Raw genomic sequence first — 17,588 nt, forward strand, 5'->3', positions numbered from 1 at the left:
GAACCGGAATAGCGGACGGTGGTCCTTTGGGCTTTGCCCGGGCGATGCGCGGATTTTGACATTTCTTGCGCGCCCGTTGCTGCCCCGACCATGCGCGTGGTTCCTCGCTCGCAGAACAGTGAAGGAGAGGAACGATGCACCCGGCCGATCATGCCGCGCGCCATCCGCACAGGCCCGCCCTAGTGCTGGCCGAAACCGGCGAGACGATCAGCTTCGGCACCCTGGACGCGCTGTCAAACCAAAGCGCGTGGCAGTTGCGCGCGCTGGGGCTGCGACGCGGCGACGTGGTTGCGACGCTATTCGCCAATGCGCCCGAAGTCTTCGTGTTCGGTTGGGCGGCACAACGTTCCGGGCTGTACCAGACGGCGATCTCGAACAAGCTGAGCCCGCGCGACATCGCCTATATCCTGCGCGATTGCGGCGCGAGGCTGCTGCTCGCCTCCCCGGAGCATGCCGAGCTCGCCCGCACCGCGCTTGCCGAGCTGCCGGAACTCGTGGCCTATCGCTGGACCGGCAGCGACGACCGGCTGGGCGACTGGCGGGCGGCGGCATCGCTGCACCCACAATCTCCGATCGCCGACGAAAGCGCCGGCACCGACCTGCTCTATTCCTCGGGCACCACGGGCCGCCCGAAAGGCGTGAAGCCCGCGCTGCCCACCGGCTCGATCGGCGCCGAGACGCCGCTGATGCGGATGGGCACTACGCTGTACGGCATGGGCGAGGACACCATCTATCTCTCCACCTCCCCGCTTTATCATGCCGCGCCGCTACGCTGGGCGATGGCGGTGCAGCAGCTCGGCGGCACGGTGGTGGTGATGGCGAGGTTTGATGCGGAGGAAACGCTGCGCCTGATCGCGCGCCACCGGATCACCCACGCCACCTTCGTGCCGACCCATTTCGTACGGATGCTGAAGCTGCCGAAGGCCATACGATCGGCGCACGACCTTTCGTCGCTCCGCGCGGTGGTCCACGCCGCAGCGCCCTGCCCCGTGCCGGTCAAACAGGCGATGATCGACTGGGTCGGGCCGATCGTCCATGAATATTATTCGGGCACCGAATGCTGCGGAATCACCGCCCTCTCCTGCGCGGAATGGCTCGAAAAACCGGGATCGGTCGGCCGCGCGGTGCTCGGCAAACTGCACGTGCTCGACGAGGCGGGGCGCGAGTTGCCGCCAGGGGAGACCGGCGCGATCTTCTTCAGCGACGGCCCCGTCTTCGAATACCTCAACGATCCCACCAAGACCGCGGAAGCGCATGACGCGCGCGGCTGGGCGACGCTGGGCGATATCGGCCATGTCGATGCCGACGGCTATCTGTTCCTGTCCGATCGCAAGAGCTTCATGATCATCTCGGGGGGCGTGAACATCTACCCCCAGGAAATCGAGAACCTGCTCGTCACGCATCCCGCCGTCACCGACGTGGCGGTGATCGGGGTGCCGTGCGAGGAAATGGGCGAGATGGTGCTGGCGGTGGTGCAGCCCGCCCCCTCGGCGATCGCCGACGCCGCGCTGGTCGAGGAACTGCGCGCCTTCGCCCGGCAGGAACTCGGCCCGGTCAAGACGCCGCGCCGGATCGACTTCACCGACGCCCTGCCGCGCGAACCCACCGGCAAGCTGTTCAAGCGGCTGCTGCGCGAGCGCTACATGCCCCCCGCCGTCTGACGGGGGGCTTCGCGATTCAGGGGATCAGCACCACCTTCACACACTCGCCGCGCTTCTGGGCGTCGATCGCCTCGTTGATCGCGGAGAGCGGGAAGGTCTTCACCAGCCGGTCGAACGGGAAACGCCCGGCGCGATGCGCGGCGACCAGCTCGGGAATGAAGCGCTGCGGATCGCTGTCACCTTCCATGATTCCCACTACCCGCTGGCCATAGGTGATCATGCCGGCAAGATTGATCGTCAGCGCATCCTCGGCGCGCGGCGGCACGCCGACCAGCCCGAGCATCCCGCGCGACGTAAGGGCGCCGAGCACCGCCTGGATCGCCTCCACCCGGCCGCTCGTATCGAAGGCGAAGTCGACGCCGTCCGGCAGCAAGGCGCGCAATGCCTCGGTCACGTCGCCAGCGGCGGGATCGATCACCTGCGTCGCCCCCAAGTCGAGCGCAAGCTGGCGCCGCGCGGCAACCGGCTCGATAAGCACGATCGTCGAACAGCCCTGGATCACGGCACCCATAACCGCGGCGAGGCCAACCGGCCCGCCGCCGACGATCGCGATGCTCGACCCCGCCGAGCACGCCATCGAGCGCATCACGCCGCCCGCCCCGGTCTGAAACCCGCAGCCGAGCGGCCCGAGGATTTCGAGCGGCGCCTCCGGGTCCTCGATCTTCACCACGTTTCGCGCGCGCACCACCGCATGGCCCGCAAAGCTCGACTGGCCGAAGAAGTGCGAGGCGATCGCCTCGTCGCCGTTCGCATAGGCCTTGGAGCCGTCGTCCAGCCGCATCCCCGCATAGTTGAGCGGCGGGAATTCCCGGCAATAGCTGGGCAACCCCTCGTCGCAGCGCGGGCAGTGGCCGCAGCTCGAAAAGCCGAGCACCACGCGGTCGCCGGGCGCCAGGTCCGTCACCCCTTCTCCCACCGCCTCGACGATCCCCGCGCCCTCATGGCCTAGTACCGCCGGCAGCGGATAGGGCACGAATTGGTCTCGAAACACCAGATCCGTATGGCACAGGCCAACCCCGACGATGCGCACGAGCACCTCGCCGGCGCGCGGCGCTTCCACCGCCACCGTCTCGATCGAAAAGGGCCCATGGGGTTCACGGGCAACGGCGGCGAGTGTCTGCATGCTTTCCTCGGATTATTGGGAGGGGTGTCGCCAGCTGCTCGGCGTCTGGCCGGCATATTGGCGGAAGGCGCGGGTGAAGTGGCTCTGGCTGGTGAAGCCGGTCATGTCGGCGACCTGCGCGACCGAAAGGTCGGATTGCCCCAGCAGATCGCGGGCGCGGTCGAGCCGCGCCTTCATCACATATTGGTGCGGCGACATGCCGGTCGCGCGCTTGAACACGCGGCAGAAGTGCGACGCCGTCAGCCCCGCCTTGGCGGCGAGCGCCTCCAGGCTGTGCTCGGCTTCGGGTCGCGCGAGAATATCGTTCATAATCTGGTGGATGCGATAGGCGGAGAAGTCGGCGCTGGGGAACGCGCCCTCGGTGCCCGGCGTGGTTCCGCGCAGGGTATGCGCCTTCAGCGCATCGAGCAGCGTGCCAATATAGGCGGTGCGTTCGGGCGTGGGCGCGCCGTAGAGCTCTCCCAGAATCTGCCGGGTCAATGCGATGCCCAGCGGATCGGCAAAGGCGAAGCGCATCTCGCGGAACTGGTTATAGGCGCTCTGGTCCTGCAACTGCGCGACCGGCACGGAGACGGTGACGACGTCCAGCTCCCCGTCGATCCGCCAGCCGGTGCGGCATCCCGCGGGCACGATCGTCGCGCAGCCCGGGATCGAGCGCGAGGCGCTCCAATGGTCGGCTTCCCACAACCGGGTATCGGGCTTGCCGCCGACATGGACGACGAACACCGGATCCACCAGCGCGGGCAGCTCGTAGCTGCCGATGAACTGGCGCCAGCGGGCGAATTGCCAGGCGCCGATGTTCACGCTGCGATCGGGCGCTCGGCCAATCGTATCCGCAATGATGGTTTCGTTGCTCATCGGCCGGTTCGCCATCGCACCTCTCCTCAGGCAGGCCGCAGAATGACGTCGAGGTTCTTGAGGCCGTTGATGAAATTCGACCGGAACCGTCGCGGCGGCGCTTGCACCTCGAACGAGGTAACACGATCCGCCAGCATGTCGAAGGCGACGCGCAACTGCATCTCCGCCAGCCGCGAGCCGACGCAGACATGCTGCCCCGATCCGAAACCGACATGCTGCGCGCCCTTGCGTCCGACCAGGAAGCGATCGGCATCGGGGAACACCTGTTCGTCGCGATTGGCGGAAATGTACCAGAGGACCACCTTGTCCCCCTTCGCCACCTTCTGCCCGCCGATGACCGTGTCTTCCATCGCGGTGCGGCGCATGTGCATCACCGGGCTGGCATGACGCACCATCTCCGCCGTCGCGGTCTTGAGCAGGCTGCGGTCGGCACGGATCGCCTGCCACTGGTCTGGGTTTGCCGAAAAGGCCGCGACGCTGTGGCTCAGCGAATTGCGGGTGGTCTCGTTGCCGCCGACCAGCACCAGGATCAGGTTGCCGATGAAATCCCGGAACGGCACCGGTACGCCGTCGATCTCGGCATTGGCGAGCAGCGAGGCGATGTCCGACGTGGGTTCGGCGCGGCGCGCCTCGAACAGCTCCTGCGCGAAGGCGAAGAATTCGCTGAGGGTTGCGGCCATCGCCTCGGGGCTCTGGCGGAACTCGGGATCGTCCTCGCCGACAAAGGCGTTGGTCCAATCATAAAGGCTCGGCCACAGATCGCCCGACACGCCGAGCAGTTCGGCCAGTGTCATCAACGGCAGCGGCGCCGACAGGAGCGGTACAAGATTGACCGGCTCGCCGAGCGGAATCGCGTCGACCAGCCGCGTCACGCGCTCGCGGATCCGCGTCTCGATGTCGCCCAGCCGGCCCGGCGCCAGCGCAGGCATGATGAACTTGCGGTAGCGGGTGTGTACCGGTGGATCGCGCGAGATGAACGGTACGCCGATCGCCGACTCCCCTGCGCCGGTGAGCCCCACTTCATTCTCGTTGAAGATGCGGTGCCCGCCATTTTCGTGCGCCGAGGAGAATAGCTGGGGCTGGCGCGATACCTCGACGATATCGGCATGGCGCAGCACCGACCAGAAACCGTCGCCATCGGTTTCGGGCGTCCAGTGGACCGGATCTTCGCGGCGCAGCGCCGCGAAGAGATCCCAGGGAACCCCAGCCTCGTACAGGCTTGGATCCTTCAGGTCGGCTTGCAGCAATGTTGCCATGATCAGAAACTCACCCGGGCGGAGAGGCCATAGGTTCGCGGCATCGCCGGAACCAGGAAGTTGTAGGGGAAGCCGGCACCGCGAAGATCGAGCCCATAGGCATAGGTGCGCGCGTTGAGCAGGTTGTTGGCGAATGCCTTGAAGGTGAAGCGGTCGACGGTAAGTGCGGCGGTTAGGTTCACCTTGGCATAGCCTTCCTGCTGAAGTTCGCGGTTCTGCTGCGCCGTGCCCACGGCGTTCACCGCGTTGAACGGCGAAAAATACTGCCGTGAGAAATAGGCGACGCTGGGCGAAAGGGTCAGGCCGGTGGTACCCCGCCGGAACAGGGTCAGGTCCGCCCCCGCCTGCGCCGTGAAGCGCGGCGCGAACGGCAGGTCGTTGCCGGACAGGTTGGTGCCCTGAAGGGTCAGTTCCTTGTAGGTCGAATGGAGATAGCCGGCGGCAGCGTTCAGGGTCAGCGTCGGCGCCACGCGAAGCCGCGCCTCGCCCTCCACCCCATAGACTTCGGCCTTGGGCGCGTTGACCAGGAAGGAGACCGGTCCCGGCCGCGTGTCCTGCACCTGCTGGTTGCGATAGTCATAGTAGAAGCCGGCCATCGACAGGGTCAGTGCATTGTCGAGATAGCGGCCCTTCAGGCCCACCTCATAGGCGTTGACCCGTTCGGGATTGATGTAGTTGATGCCCGCCGACGAGGTATAGCCGCCGCCGTTGAACGCGCCAGAGCGATAGCCGCGATTATAGCTGGCATAGACGAGCGTGCCGTTGTCGAAGGTATAGCTGAGCGACACCCGCCCAGTGAGCGCATTGTTACGGCCATCAAGCTGGTAGCGCGCTGCGGGGTTGTAGGCACAGGTGCCAGGCACGGTGGGGCATGGCACCGTCGTCGCAAGCGGCGTCCGGGCACCATCGACATTGCCGGCGAAGAGATAGGCATAGCCGTCGCGATACTGGCTGCGGTCCCAGGTATAGCGGGCGCCGAGCGTGAGGGTCAGCTTTGGGGTGAGCGCATAATCGCCCTGTGCAAACACCGCATAGGAGCGGCGGACCTGGCGATAATGCTGGAAGAAGCCGCCGTTGATCGTCGGCGCGATCGCCTGGCCGATGTTGAACGTGTTGTCCGTGATCGTCTCGTCCCAGCCATAGAAGCCGCCGCCTACCAGCTTCAGCTTGCCCGCATCATAGTTGAAGCGCGCCTCCTCGCTGAACTGCTGGAATTTCGATTGCCAGTTGATGTCGAGGATATCGAGCGGCGATCCGTCGGCAGCCTGTTGCAGATTCTGCTTGCCGCCGTCGCGCGAGGTGATCGAGGTGAAGGTTAGCGCCGGCGAGATGGTGTAGGCGATCGTCGCCGATCCACCATAGGCCTCGGTCTTGTTCAGGCCGATGCGGTTCTCGTTGACCTGGAAAAAATCGAGTCCGCTGCGATAGGGCAGCAGCCCTTGCACGGCAGCCTGGCTGGCGCGATCGCGCCCCCCATAGACTTTGAGCTTGATGTCGAGCGGCCCCTTGCCCGGCCGGATGCGCAGGGTCGCGCGGCCCTGCAGCGTGTCCTGCGAATTGGCATCGCGGCCACCGGGATAGACATTCTGGATCTGGCCGTCGCCCTTCACATAGTTGCCGGCGATCCGCACGCCCAGTTCATCTTCCACCATCGTCGCTTCAATCGCGGCCTGGGCAGTGACGGTGTTGAAATTGCCGTAGCCGGCCTCGGCATAGCCCTGGTTGCCGCTAAGCGTCGGCGTCTTGGTGATGAAGTTGATCGCGCCGCCGGTCGTGTTGCGGCCGAACAGCGTGCCCTGCGGCCCACGCAGCACCTCTACACGTTCCATGTCGAACAGGCCCATGCCGTGCGCGGTGCGGCTCGCGAGATAGACATCGTCGACATACACGCCGATCGGCGACGCCTGGTTCGAGTTGTACTCGTTGGCAACGCTGATGCCGCGCAGCGAGAAGTTCGGCTGGGTCGATCCATAGGGACTGCTGACCTGAAGGTTCGGCACCGCCGTCGCCAGGCTGGCGGAGTTGACGATTCCCTTGCTGGCCAGCGTGTCGCCCCCGATCGCCGAAATGGCGATCGGCACGGTGAGGATCGATTCCGCCCGCCGCTGTGCCGTGACGATGATCTCCCCGTCGCCCGCCGCGCTCGCCTGCGCCGACGGCGTGGTCTGATCGGGTGCAGCCGGGTCGGTGTCCGCTGCGGACTGCGCATAGGCCGACACGGGAAGTATCGATGCGACCCCTGCAAGCAGCGCAGCGATGATGCTGGCCTTCATGGTGCCTCTCCATTTTTCGATGAGGCTCTGTTGCGGCCTCTTCCACTCGAGGGTGTAGCCCAGCCCGCCGCCCAGCGCGTTGCACCGACTTGCCGCGCTTTTTGACATTTCTTGCGCTGCGGGCGGCAAGCGCCGGGCGATCTGATACGCCCCCATTCAAGAGCGCGGCCCCGGCATCGCGCCGACGCACAGGAGAGTGACATGCAGTTTGACGGGCTGTTTTCGATGACCATCGGTGGGCGCGCGGTTGCCGGCGAGCACCGGTTCGACGTGCTCAATCCGGCCACCGAGGCGCCGATCGCGCAGGCCCCCGACGCCACACGCGCCGAACTGGATGCGGCCGTCGCTGCGGCACGCGCGGCTTTCCCGGGCTGGGCCGACACGCCAATCGCGACGCGCCGCGCGCTGCTGGAGCAACTGGCCAATGCGCTGATGGCCGAAATCGACGGCTTCACCCGCCTCCTGACCGCGGAGCAGGGCAAGCCTCATGCTGATGCCCGTACAGAGATCCTCGCCTCCGCCTATTGGCTGCAAGGGGCGGCGACCCTGGACCTGCCCGTAACCGTCAACGAAGACAGCGCCGAACGCTACAGCGAGACGCGGCACGTGCCGATCGGCGTGGTCGGCGCGATCGCGCCGTGGAATTTCCCGATGGTGCTGGCGATGTTCAAGCTGGGCCCGGCGCTGCTGGCGGGCAACACCGTAGTGCTGAAACCCTCGCCCTTCACGCCGCTGACGACGCTGAAATTCGGCGAACTGGCGGCGGCGATCCTGCCCGCCGGCGTGCTCAACACCATCAGCGGCGGCGACCGGCTCGGCCCTTGGCTGACCGAACATCCCGGCATCGATAAGGTGAGCTTCACCGGCTCGACCGCCACCGGCCGCCGGGTCATGCAGAGCGCCTCGGCGACGCTCAAGCGCGTCACACTGGAACTGGGCGGCAATGATCCCGCGATCGTGCTGGCCGATGCGGATGTGGAGGCGCTGGCCGAGCGGCTGTTCTGGGCCGCCTTCGCCAATAACGGGCAGGTCTGCATCGCCACCAAGCGCATGTATGTGCACGAGCAGGTCTATGATCGCCTGAAGGACGCGCTGGTCGCCTATGCACGCACGGTGAGGTTGGGCGACGGTGCCGAGCAGGGAACGCAGTTGGGGCCGATCAACAATGCCGTGCAATATCGCCGGGTGCTCGATCTGATCGCGGATGCGCGCGAGCAGGGCTATCGCTTCCTGACCGGCGACGCGCCGCATGAAGGACCAGGCTATTTCGTCCCGGTGACGATCCTCGATAATCCGCCCGAAACGAGCCGGATCGTCCAGGAGGAACAGTTCGGCCCGGTGCTGCCGCTAGTGAAGTTTCGCGATATCGACGAGGTGATCGCCCGCGCCAATGCAAGCGACTATGGGTTGGGCGCCTCGGTCTGGGGCAGCGACGAGGATGCCGCGCTCGCGGTGGCACGGCGGATCGCCAGCGGCACGGTGTGGATCAACGAGACCCAGCATCTCAGCCCCCTCGCTGCCTTTGGCGGGATGAAGCAATCGGGACTCGGGGTGGAAGGCGGCGTGGAAGGGCTACTTGAATATACCAATGCCCAAACGGTCGTTCGCCGTCGCAATGCATCCACCTGATCGTCGCGTTGCTCGCAGGTCTCGGCTTCATGCCTCGACGTGATAGCTCCCCCTGAAGAGAGCGGCAATGTCTCTGCCAGCTTGGCGATGGTTGGCACCCGGTTAAAACTCGACTGTCGGTCCGGCTGCATTGGCGTGAACGCCGAGATCTAATACCAACGTGCATTGAGGCGGACTCACCATGCCGCACGCCGTCATCCCGGCGAAGGCCGGGATCCATTCGCCTCTCGGTCACAGTGAAAGCCGACAGCGAGACCCCAATGGACCCCGGCTTTCGCCGGGGTGACGATATGGGGCAGCGATGGGTTCTTATCCGCGCAACCTGGTATAATCCGTTTCCACGATGAGTCTTGGATGTGTGACCTGTCTTGACGGCCCCACAAACGGATGGAGCATTGCGCCTGACGTCCACGCGCGCGTCGTGACCGATGCCGCTGGTGATCAATGGTGGAGCGCCGACGTACCGCGCGGGGTCGGCAAGCCCAATGCCGAGTCGCGCTGGCGAATGCGACTCGTGCGACCGGGCGCGATCGAGCTGGAGGCGACGATCGGATCACGGATCGATGATGATCCTCAGATCATGGTAGATGGCCGCGACCTTGAAGGCCGCATTGTCGCGAGCGTCGAGCGATTGGCGGCGTGCGTGGCCGAAGTAGGGCTTGGCGGCCCGGCGCTGCTGGCGATCGGCTTCGAAGGCGTCGAGCATGTCGAGCTGAACCGATCGAGATCAACGGCAAGCGCGTCGCCGCTGGCTATGAGGTCAAACGCCTGCTTGGTCCCTCGAAATTTCCGGCAGGGCTGTTCCGCAATAATGCCCATGCCGAGCTGTCAGCGGTCATCTTCACCAACGCCTGCGCGCTCAGCAAATTCAATCGCGTCGCGCTGACGCGCGGCATGCAATCGCATGTTGGCCGCTGTGTGCGATACGGGCGCTTTTATGATCGCAAGCCCGGCGCGCTCGAAGGGTTGGGAACCATGGTGTGCCGAACTGGAAGTCTTTCACAACCCGTTCGCGCGCCATCCATTGCCGACCGAACTGCTCCCCGAGGCCAGCCACTGGCTGGAAGTCGATGGCGCGATGGACTGCCGCCACTACTATGACACCGACATTCTATGGTCGCACTCACTGATCATGGCCGCCGACGATCCAATGCCGACCTATGAGACCTTGCCCGCGTGGCTCGAGGATCTCGCGCGTCGACGCGCAGCGCGCGAATGACGGCTCTTGTCAATTTGCGACGTTCGCGTCACCAAAACGAACGTCGCGATCTGGTCGGGAGCGGAAATCGACCAAGCGCATTGCAAGCCCCTGGCCGGACTCACATCTACCTCCAGAAACCCCAGAAAACCGCCACTTTTCAAATCCCCAAAATGCCGTGGCCCACTCGTGGCCCACCAAAAATTTCGGTCCGAAACCCGGACACGAACCCTCGCCCCACGAACCATTTTGGTACTTCCTGAAGCATGATTCGCGGTCGATTCTCGATTTTCTGATCGAAAGGGGCCCCTCTGTCTTCAAGCGCGTTCAAGCAATGCGGCAAGTTCCAGAAGCTTGACCCGCACCAAGTTCAACTCCAGCGAAATCCGCAAATCTCCTCGACCCGCCGCCACAAGAATTGCGCCGAGAACCTGATCGGAGTGCCGGACGAGTGACACAAGGTGGTTCCCCTGGGGCACGTGGGTAGCCGCCAGCCAGTGTTTGACCGTCCGCTCGCTTGCACCTGTCCACCCCATCGCCGTTTTCGTTGCCCGGTGGCTTGCACCCAGTTCTGCCAATAGCGCCCGCGAAATCAGTAGCGCCAGATCGGCCTCGTCGCTGCCGGAATGTAAATTGCTGCCCGTTTTCGGAAACACCTTTCCATTCCTTTCCCGCTATGTCGTCACACGTGCGGGATCAGTCCTGCGTCCAACCAACCCGGGAATCGTCAGGCACCGCGCCGCACGATGAACAGTGAGGTCCAGTGCGTGGAGAGTTGGCTAGTCCCGCAGACCCAGCATTCAGACGAACCGACCCGTATGCGGGCTGCCGAGTATGTCCGTATGTCGACGGACCATCAGCGCTACTCCACCGAAAACCAAGCGGAGGCCATCCGTCACTACGCCGCCGCGCGAGGCTTCTCGATCGTTCGAACCTACGCAGATGAAGGCAAGAGCGGTCTCCGCATCGATGGTCGCGATGCACTCAAACGCCTCATCGATGAAGTCAGCGCCGGTATCGCAGACTACCAAGCAATACTCGTCTACGACGTCAGCCGGTGGGGTCGTTTTCAGGATGCCGACGAGAGCGCCTATTACGAGTATATTTGCCGCCGCGCTGGGATCGCCGTTCACTATTGCGCCGAACAGTTCGAGAATGATGGAAGTCCAATCTCGACGATCGTCAAAGGCGTTAAGCGGGCCATGGCGGGGGAATACAGCCGGGAACTGTCTACCAAGGTTTTCGCCGGCCAATGCAGATTGATCGAACTCGGTTTTCGGCAAGGGGGCCCAGCGGGCTTCGGGCTGCGCCGGGTGCTCGTCGACCAATCGGGCGCTATCAAGGGTGAACTCGAGCGTGGCGAGCAGAAAAGCATCCATACGGACCGCGTGGTGCTGGCCCCCGGTCCGGACAAAGAATCCGCGATCGTCCGCGAAATCTACCGAGCATTCGTGCATGATCGGCTGGGCGAACGCGATATCGCCGCGGCTCTGAACGAGCGGGGCTTGGTCACGGATCTCGGCCGCCCCTGGACCCGCGGCGCCGTCCACCAGATACTCATCAATGAAAAGTACATCGGCAACAATGTCTGGAACCGCGTTTCCTTCAAGCTGAAGAAGAAGCGGGTCCGCAACGATCCAGCCATGTGGATCCGCGCCGAAGATGCGTTCCCTGCCTTGATCGACAGGGATCTGTTCGAAGCGGCGCAGGCGATCATCAGGGCACGTGCGTTCCGGCTGAGCGACGAAGAGATGCTGGAGGGCCTTCGAAGCCTGTTCCAAGCCGAGAACCTGCTGTCCGGGATGATCATCGACGAGGCTGACGGTTTGCCGTCCAGCAGCAGCTATCGTTCGCGGTTCGGAAGCCTGCTGAGAGCATACAGCCTGGTCGGATATCGGCCGCGACGCGACTATCGTTACATCGCCATCAACCAGGCCCTCAGGCGAATGCACCCGCAGGTCATCGACGAAGTCGTCGATGGATTCGCAGCGGTCGGAGCACCAGTGTCCCGCGTTTCAGCCGACGGGCTCCTTACGGTGCACAATGAGATGTCCGTCTCGATCCTCATCGCGCGCTGCAGGCGAACCCAGGCGGGGTCGCTGCGGTGGAATATCCGCTTCGACACGAGCGTTGCACCCGACATCACCGTTGCGATCCGGATGGACGCCCGCAACGAAGGCCCCCTCGATTTTTATCTTTTCCCCCGCATCGACAGGGCCAGTGCAGACGTGCGCCTTGCTGAGGAAAATGGGCTGTCGCTCGACGCCTATCGCTTTGAGACCCTCGACCCCCTTTACGAACTCGCCAGGCGCATCCGCCTTCCGGTGGCGGCATGACCGTTCCCAGACATGCTCAGCGCATCGCATCGATACCGATCGATCGGATCAACGTGCTCAACCCAAGGGCCCGCAACCGGCGGCAGCATCGCGAGATCGTCGACAATATCGACGCGATCGGCCTTAAACGCCCCGTAACGGTCCGGCGCAATCCGACCGGTAACGGCGACACGTTCGATCTGATCTGCGGGGAAGGCCGACTGGAAGCACTGCGGATGCTCGGCGCGTCGGAAATTCCGGCGGTCGTCATCGACGCCGAAGAAGACGAATGCCTGGTCATGAGCCTGGTCGAAAACATTGCGCGCCGGCAGCATCGATCGATCGACATCATGCACGAGATCGGCTCCTTGCGTCGCCGCGGGTACAACGATGTGCAGATTGCGGAGAAGATCGGTTGCACGCCGAGCTGGGCGAACATGATCGGTCAGCTTCTGGAACGTGGGGAGGAGCGGCTGTTGGCGGCCGTGGAGACCGGTCTGATCCCGGTGAGCCTGGCGATCGACATAGCCCGGGCCCAGTCCGAAGATGCCCAGGGCCTGCTGCTCGAAGCCTATGAAGGCGGCAAGCTGAAAGGCAAGAAGCTGAGCGCCGTTCGCCGAATGCTCGATCAGCGACTGCGACAGCGCCGGGGCGTTCCCGACAGCGGCTTGGGAAGGCGCACCGCACGGCGGCGCATCACCGCGACGGAGATGGTGCGCCTCTATCAACAGGAGGCGGAGAAGCAGCGTGTCCTGGTCAAGAAGTCGGATTTTACCCAGGCGCGCCTGCTGTTCGTCATCGAAGCGCTGAAGGATCTCGTCAGCGAGGAAAGCTTCGGGACGTTGCTGAGGGCTGAAGGACTGGACACGATGCCTAGGGCGTTGGCGGCACGTGTATATGGAAAGAGCCTATCATGACCTCGCGCCACCCGATCAAGCTTTCCTTCCAGGACGAAACGAAGCGGATCCTGTTGTCAGACCTGATCCCGCTCAAAGCGCTCCGCTCAGGCGTGAAGGAGAGCAAGAAGTACGCTCAGATTATGAGCTCGGTCCGCGCGATCGGGCTTGTCGAGGCGCCGGTTGTTGCTCCCAATCCGACGCAGAGCGGCAAGTTCCTGCTGCTTGACGGTCATCTACGTATCGAAGCGCTGCGCGATCTTGGAGTACTCGAGGTGGATTGCATCATCTCGACGGATGATGAGAGCTACACCTACAACAAGCGAATAAATCGTCTGGCGGCAATCCAGGAACATCGCATGGTCCGACGCGCAATCGAGCGGGGCGTGCCGGAAGCGAAGATCGCGGAAGCCCTTGGACTGGAGGTTGCATCCATCCATCGGCGCTCGCGGATGCTAAATGGGATCTGCAGCGAGGTCATCGACATCCTGAAAGACGCGCCCTGCCCGATAGCCGTCTTCGACGTCCTCCGGCGCATGTCCCCGATACGGCAGATCGAGGCCGCAGAGCTCATGACGGGACAGCAGAACTTCACGGTCGTGTTCGCCAAAGCAATGCTCGCGGCCACGGCGGAAGATCAGTTGGTGCATGTTCCCGCAAAGCGGCCCGCGTCCGTTTCCAGCGAACAGATGGCCCGAATGGAGCGAGAGCTTGTCGGTCTCCAGATGCAGGTCAAGTCTGTTGAAGATCGATACGGCGTCGACACGCTGCATCTTACAGTGGCGCGTGCCTATGTCCGCACGCTGCTCGGGAACGACCGAATCGTGCGGTGGATCGCCCAGCACCGGCCCGAATACCTGAAGGAACTTCAAACGATCGGGGAAATCGAGACGATCGCGCCCGTAGCTGAGGCGGCGGAGTAGCGGGATGATGGGGACCCGGACCCAATAAGCGCGGGGACCGCCGGAGACGCCGCACGGTGGGGCGGATCGAGGGCGGTGGCGGGGATGACGGCGAACCCGTACGGAGCCCGCCAGGCTGGCAGTCATAGGCCGGCCGACGCGGAGGGGCGCGTCCATACGCGCCCCTCCGCTCCTTTCGACGAACGTTCTTATGGGATCGGACACTCTCGCGAGATCGGCTCCGCTTCCGGCAGGGCCGAAAATCGCAAGCTGGCCAGCAACGAGCCTTCCACCGCTTGGTCCGGATGTCACCGGCTGGCTCCACGCCCCCGCAGGAACCCCCGATCGCTATCGAGGAAGGACGCCAGCATGGCCGGGATTAGATCCGTTATCTCCTCCTTCTGCCCATAAGTGTCGGCATATAGCGCAGCATAGTCCTGCAGCCGCTGGTGCAGGTCGGGAGTGATGAGGATCGCCAGCTTGACGGGCTTTCGATCCGGTAGCTTTGCCAGTTTCAAATCAGGCATGTCGGCCTCCTATCCGCGCCAGGGCGCGAGGACCAGGTCCTTGTGGACCACGAGCAGCACGTTCGTGCCGGGGCGAATTGTGAGCGTCGGCTGGATGTTGAGATTACGCGAGGTGATCTGGTCGCCCGCGCGTGCGACATTCTGCTGCGTTGACTGTCGGATCGCCCGGACCAGATCGCTGTCACCAGAAACCGTCAGCTCCGAGCCTACGCCGAGCAGGGTCGACAGCGCGACCCCCTCGAGCAGCGTCCAGGTGTGGAAGTCCACCTTGTCCTGCAGGCCGGCATAGCCCGAGGCATCGGTCGCCGGCACGTTGTCTATCCGGAGCGAGCTGCCGTCCGGCAGCAGGATGCGCTGCCAAATGACCAGCGCACGCTTTTGCCCGAACGCGACCACGGAGTCGTAGCTCCCGACGAGCCGCGCACCTTGTGGGATGAGCAGGATGCGCCCGGTGGGACTGTCGAACACATTCGCCGTCACTTGCGCCGTCACCAGGCCAGGCAGATCGGACCGCAGACCGGACATCAGGCTCGCCGGGATCACACTGCCGGCCGACAGGAGATAGGGGGACGGCGCGGCTTCCAGCCTGTGCGGATTGGTGTCAGCCAATGTGTCGCGCGTGGCGATGAACTGGGCCTTGCGGCTCTGCGCATTGGGATCGCGCTCCGGGTCGATTGCCAGCGTTGGCGCTTCCGTGGTCACGGGTGTCGGCGGAGCAGCGATCTCCGCTGACACCGGCGCCGATGGCCTGCTCTGGTTCTGCACCAGTAGTCCCGATGCGCGTGCTGCCTTCAGCTCGGCAAGCTGCCGCTCGCGCTCCTGCGCCGCGGCCTGTGCCTCCACCCTCCCCGGCCCGTCCGCGTCATTCGCCTCCACCTCGGCCGCCATGCGGCGCTGGCGCTCGAGGATGGGGCGCCCCAGGTCACCTGGCAGCGGCGGCCCGAGCTTTGGAACATCACCATAGCTTGCCGGCAGGCGGTTCAAGGTATCGGGCGGCGGCTGTCTGCTCGGTTCCGATAGCTCCTTCCGCTCGGCTACCGCCTGCCGCAGGCGCGATCCCAAGGCACTCCATGCCACGGCGACAAGGGCGACCGAACCCAGTGCCGCGATAGCGATGATCACGCCGCGCCGAAAGCGGATGGCGCGCGGCGGCTTGACCCGGATCGCCAGCGATTCGGGGTCGAACTTTGGGGTTGGCGGGACAGCATCATCGCTCATGAGCGCTTGCCTTTCGGTGCCGCGACCTCGCCGACCCGGTCGATGCGGACGACCTGCTGCTTGCCGGTGCCGAGCCGCAGTTCGGCGCGCTCGAAGATCCGGTCGACGACATAGAAGCGTCCGCGTATCCGGTAGTTGACCAGTTCGGCCTCTCCCGCCGCGCCGATCACGAACAGCGGCGGCGCCTCGCCGACCGCGATGCTGGCGGGGAACTCGACGAAGGTCTGCTGCCCGTCGTCGAACGCGCGGAGCGGGCGCCATGCCGGGCTGTCGCCAGTCACCGAATAATTGAAGTGCAGGCTGTCGACCGACAGGCCCGCAGCGATCGGGGCTACCGCAGCGGCCTGGGCTTCCTTCTGCCGGAGCGCGATCAGCTGGTCTGCAGGATAGGTCCAGGACAGGGCGGCCATGGCGGTCCGCGAGGTGGCCGTAAGCTGGAGATGATAGCTGCGGCGATCGGTGGTGATGACGAGGTTGGTAGCAAGGCCGCTCGCAGAGGGCTTCACGAGGATATGCGTGCGCTTGTCGGCGCCGGTGCCGCTGTTGGTGTCGCCGATCACCCAGCGGACCGTATCGCCCGCCGCGACAGCGACGAGGTTCTCGCCCGGCTGCAAGGCAAGGTCGGTCACGGCACCCGGCGCCGTATAAACCTGATAGATCATGCCCTCGCTGAAGGCATAGATCTGGACCGCGTTGACGAACCCCTGGGCCTGCGGCTGCTGGGTAGCTGCGCGATTGGCAGCAGCGACGCGCGCGGCGCCGGGGCTGAAAGACTTGCGCACCTGCTTGCGGACCGGCGGCTTGGCAGGCGGGGACGCGGTGGCGGTCGGCGCCGGGATCGGTTTGGCCGGAGGCGGCGGTGCATGTTGGGCCAATGCAGATTCCATGGCGAGGAACACCGCCGTTAGGGCGAGCAAAAGCTTCATGACTGGACCTCCTTCCTGGGCTGCGCCGGGGCAGCGGGATCGACTGGGGGACTGGTCGGCGCCGAGGCGGGGGCGAACGACGGGAGCATCGGCGTGGCTGCCGGCTTCGGGGCGGCCGGCGCGTCCAGTTCCCGGCTCCAGTCGATCGCATCGACATAGACACCGAGCGGATTGCGGCGGAGCGTGTCAGCATCCTTGGGCGGCGTGATTGCGACGGTCAGGATAGCCGTCCAGCGCGACGTGCCGGCCTCGGCGCCGCGCTCGAACGCGGTCTCGGTCCATTTGACCTGGAACGAGCGATCGGATGCCCGCACCACGCTGGTGACCTGCACCGTCACCGTCTTCTCGCCAATGGCCCCGAAAGGGTCGGCCGCGCGGGCATAGTCGCCGAGGAACTGCGCACCGCGCTTGGTGGCGAAGTCATAAGCGTCCAGCCAGTCCTTACGCACCAGCACCGGATCGAGCGAGCGGCCGCGGACATTGGCGATGAAGCGGGACAGGTGCCAGGCGATCTGCGGGTCGGTCAGGCGGTACCCGGCCTCGGCCTCGGTGACGGCACGCGCCTCCCCCAGCCGATCGACTTCGACGACATAGGGCGTCACCCGGCTCTGCGCCGACTGCCAGGCGAGCGCACCCGACAGGCCGGTGGCGAGCGCAAGGCACCCGAACGCCATCAACCGCCAGTTCCGCGCCTGCACGCGGGCCGAGCCGATCCGCTCGTCCCAGAGCTGCCCGGCTCGCTGGTACGGCGTCTCCGGTTCGGGGGTTCGTCCATAGCGCTGGACGGCGCGTCTGAAGACCATCAG

The 17,588-nt window shown here is 64.9% G+C and carries 16 protein-coding genes; 6 read left to right on the top strand and 10 right to left on the bottom strand.

The features are described 5' to 3' along the window. The first annotated feature begins 134 nt into the window (after nt 1–134). Nucleotides 135–1,661: an acyl-CoA synthetase gene (locus A7X12_RS21390; protein ID WP_064313450.1), complete on the top strand. Its 1,527-nt coding sequence runs from the start codon at nt 135–137 to the stop codon at nt 1,659–1,661. A gap of 16 nt (nt 1,662–1,677) precedes the next feature. Here the strand turns inward: A7X12_RS21390 and A7X12_RS21395 are convergent, their stop codons facing one another. From A7X12_RS21395 to A7X12_RS21410, 4 genes are read right to left on the bottom strand one after another with little or no spacing between them, the layout of a single operon-like run. Then, nucleotides 1,678–2,784 carry an NAD(P)-dependent alcohol dehydrogenase gene (locus A7X12_RS21395; protein WP_064313451.1) on the bottom strand — a complete coding sequence of 369 codons (1,107 nt, stop codon included), beginning with the start codon at nt 2,782–2,784 and terminating at the stop codon, nt 1,678–1,680. A gap of 12 nt (nt 2,785–2,796) precedes the next feature. Continuing rightward, entirely contained in the window at nt 2,797–3,642 is an 846-nt protein-coding gene (locus tag A7X12_RS21400) for a helix-turn-helix domain-containing protein (protein WP_232318635.1), read from the bottom strand. Nucleotides 3,643–3,668: 26 nt separating this feature from the next. Next, nucleotides 3,669–4,898, bottom strand: coding sequence for a cytochrome P450 (locus tag A7X12_RS21405; protein WP_064313453.1), 1,230 nt, complete (start codon nt 4,896–4,898; stop codon nt 3,669–3,671). A gap of 2 nt (nt 4,899–4,900) precedes the next feature. Further along, nucleotides 4,901–7,171 (bottom strand): TonB-dependent receptor, encoded by a 2,271-nt coding sequence (locus tag A7X12_RS21410; protein WP_064313454.1) that lies wholly within the window; start codon nt 7,169–7,171, stop codon nt 4,901–4,903. A gap of 201 nt (nt 7,172–7,372) precedes the next feature. Here A7X12_RS21410 and A7X12_RS21415 point away from each other — a divergent pair, with 201 nt between their 5' ends. After that, nucleotides 7,373–8,800, top strand: coding sequence for an aldehyde dehydrogenase family protein (locus tag A7X12_RS21415; protein WP_064313455.1), 1,428 nt, complete (start codon nt 7,373–7,375; stop codon nt 8,798–8,800). A 553-nt stretch (nt 8,801–9,353) separates the two neighbouring features. On the opposite strand, the gene A7X12_RS25715 is transcribed toward A7X12_RS21415, so the two are convergent. Beyond that, entirely contained in the window at nt 9,354–9,506 is a 153-nt protein-coding gene (locus tag A7X12_RS25715; RefSeq protein WP_157105676.1) for a hypothetical protein, read from the bottom strand. A 231-nt stretch (nt 9,507–9,737) separates the two neighbouring features. Here A7X12_RS25715 and A7X12_RS21420 point away from each other — a divergent pair, with 231 nt between their 5' ends. Next, nucleotides 9,738–10,019: a hypothetical protein gene (locus A7X12_RS21420; RefSeq protein ID WP_064313456.1), complete on the top strand. Its 282-nt coding sequence runs from the start codon at nt 9,738–9,740 to the stop codon at nt 10,017–10,019. Nucleotides 10,020–10,315: 296 nt separating this feature from the next. Here the strand turns inward: A7X12_RS21420 and A7X12_RS25275 are convergent, their stop codons facing one another. Then, nucleotides 10,316–10,654 (bottom strand): hypothetical protein, encoded by a 339-nt coding sequence (locus A7X12_RS25275; protein ID WP_198162130.1) that lies wholly within the window; start codon nt 10,652–10,654, stop codon nt 10,316–10,318. Nucleotides 10,655–10,840: 186 nt separating this feature from the next. Between A7X12_RS25275 and A7X12_RS21425 the strand changes: the two genes are divergently transcribed. Genes A7X12_RS21425 through A7X12_RS21435 form a run of 3 tightly spaced genes read left to right on the top strand, consistent with a single transcriptional unit; the run spans nt 10,841 to nt 14,132 of the window. Continuing rightward, the gene (locus A7X12_RS21425; RefSeq protein WP_064313513.1) at nt 10,841–12,334 is read left to right on the top strand and encodes a recombinase family protein; all 1,494 of its coding nucleotides are present in this window, start codon (nt 10,841–10,843) and stop codon (nt 12,332–12,334) included. Then, nucleotides 12,331–13,230 carry a plasmid partitioning protein RepB C-terminal domain-containing protein gene (locus tag A7X12_RS21430; RefSeq protein WP_064313457.1) on the top strand — a complete coding sequence of 300 codons (900 nt, stop codon included), beginning with the start codon at nt 12,331–12,333 and terminating at the stop codon, nt 13,228–13,230. The genes A7X12_RS21425 and A7X12_RS21430 overlap by 4 nt, the downstream gene beginning before the upstream one ends. Next, nucleotides 13,227–14,132 (top strand): plasmid partitioning protein RepB C-terminal domain-containing protein, encoded by a 906-nt coding sequence (locus A7X12_RS21435; RefSeq protein ID WP_064313458.1) that lies wholly within the window; start codon nt 13,227–13,229, stop codon nt 14,130–14,132. Before A7X12_RS21430 ends, A7X12_RS21435 begins: the two co-directional genes overlap by 4 nt. A gap of 287 nt (nt 14,133–14,419) precedes the next feature. On the opposite strand, the gene A7X12_RS21440 is transcribed toward A7X12_RS21435, so the two are convergent. Genes A7X12_RS21440 through trbF form a run of 4 tightly spaced genes read right to left on the bottom strand, consistent with a single transcriptional unit; the run spans nt 14,420 to nt 17,585 of the window. Next, nucleotides 14,420–14,638, bottom strand: a complete 219-nt coding sequence (locus tag A7X12_RS21440; protein ID WP_064313459.1) for a DUF2274 domain-containing protein — start codon at nt 14,636–14,638, stop codon at nt 14,420–14,422. Between the two features lie 9 nt (nt 14,639–14,647). Beyond that, nucleotides 14,648–15,856 carry a TrbI/VirB10 family protein gene (locus A7X12_RS21445; RefSeq protein ID WP_064313460.1) on the bottom strand — a complete coding sequence of 403 codons (1,209 nt, stop codon included), beginning with the start codon at nt 15,854–15,856 and terminating at the stop codon, nt 14,648–14,650. Beyond that, nucleotides 15,853–16,782, bottom strand: a complete 930-nt coding sequence (gene trbG, locus A7X12_RS21450; RefSeq protein WP_084445873.1) for a P-type conjugative transfer protein TrbG — start codon at nt 16,780–16,782, stop codon at nt 15,853–15,855. The genes A7X12_RS21445 and trbG overlap by 4 nt, the downstream gene beginning before the upstream one ends. Beyond that, nucleotides 16,779–17,585 carry a conjugal transfer protein TrbF gene (gene trbF, locus A7X12_RS21455; RefSeq protein ID WP_064313461.1) on the bottom strand — a complete coding sequence of 269 codons (807 nt, stop codon included), beginning with the start codon at nt 17,583–17,585 and terminating at the stop codon, nt 16,779–16,781. Before trbF ends, trbG begins: the two co-directional genes overlap by 4 nt. Between the last annotated feature and the right edge of the window lie 3 nt (nt 17,586–17,588).

This window comes from Sphingomonas sp. TDK1, assembly GCF_001650735.1.
Taxonomy (GTDB): domain Bacteria; phylum Pseudomonadota; class Alphaproteobacteria; order Sphingomonadales; family Sphingomonadaceae; genus Sphingomonas.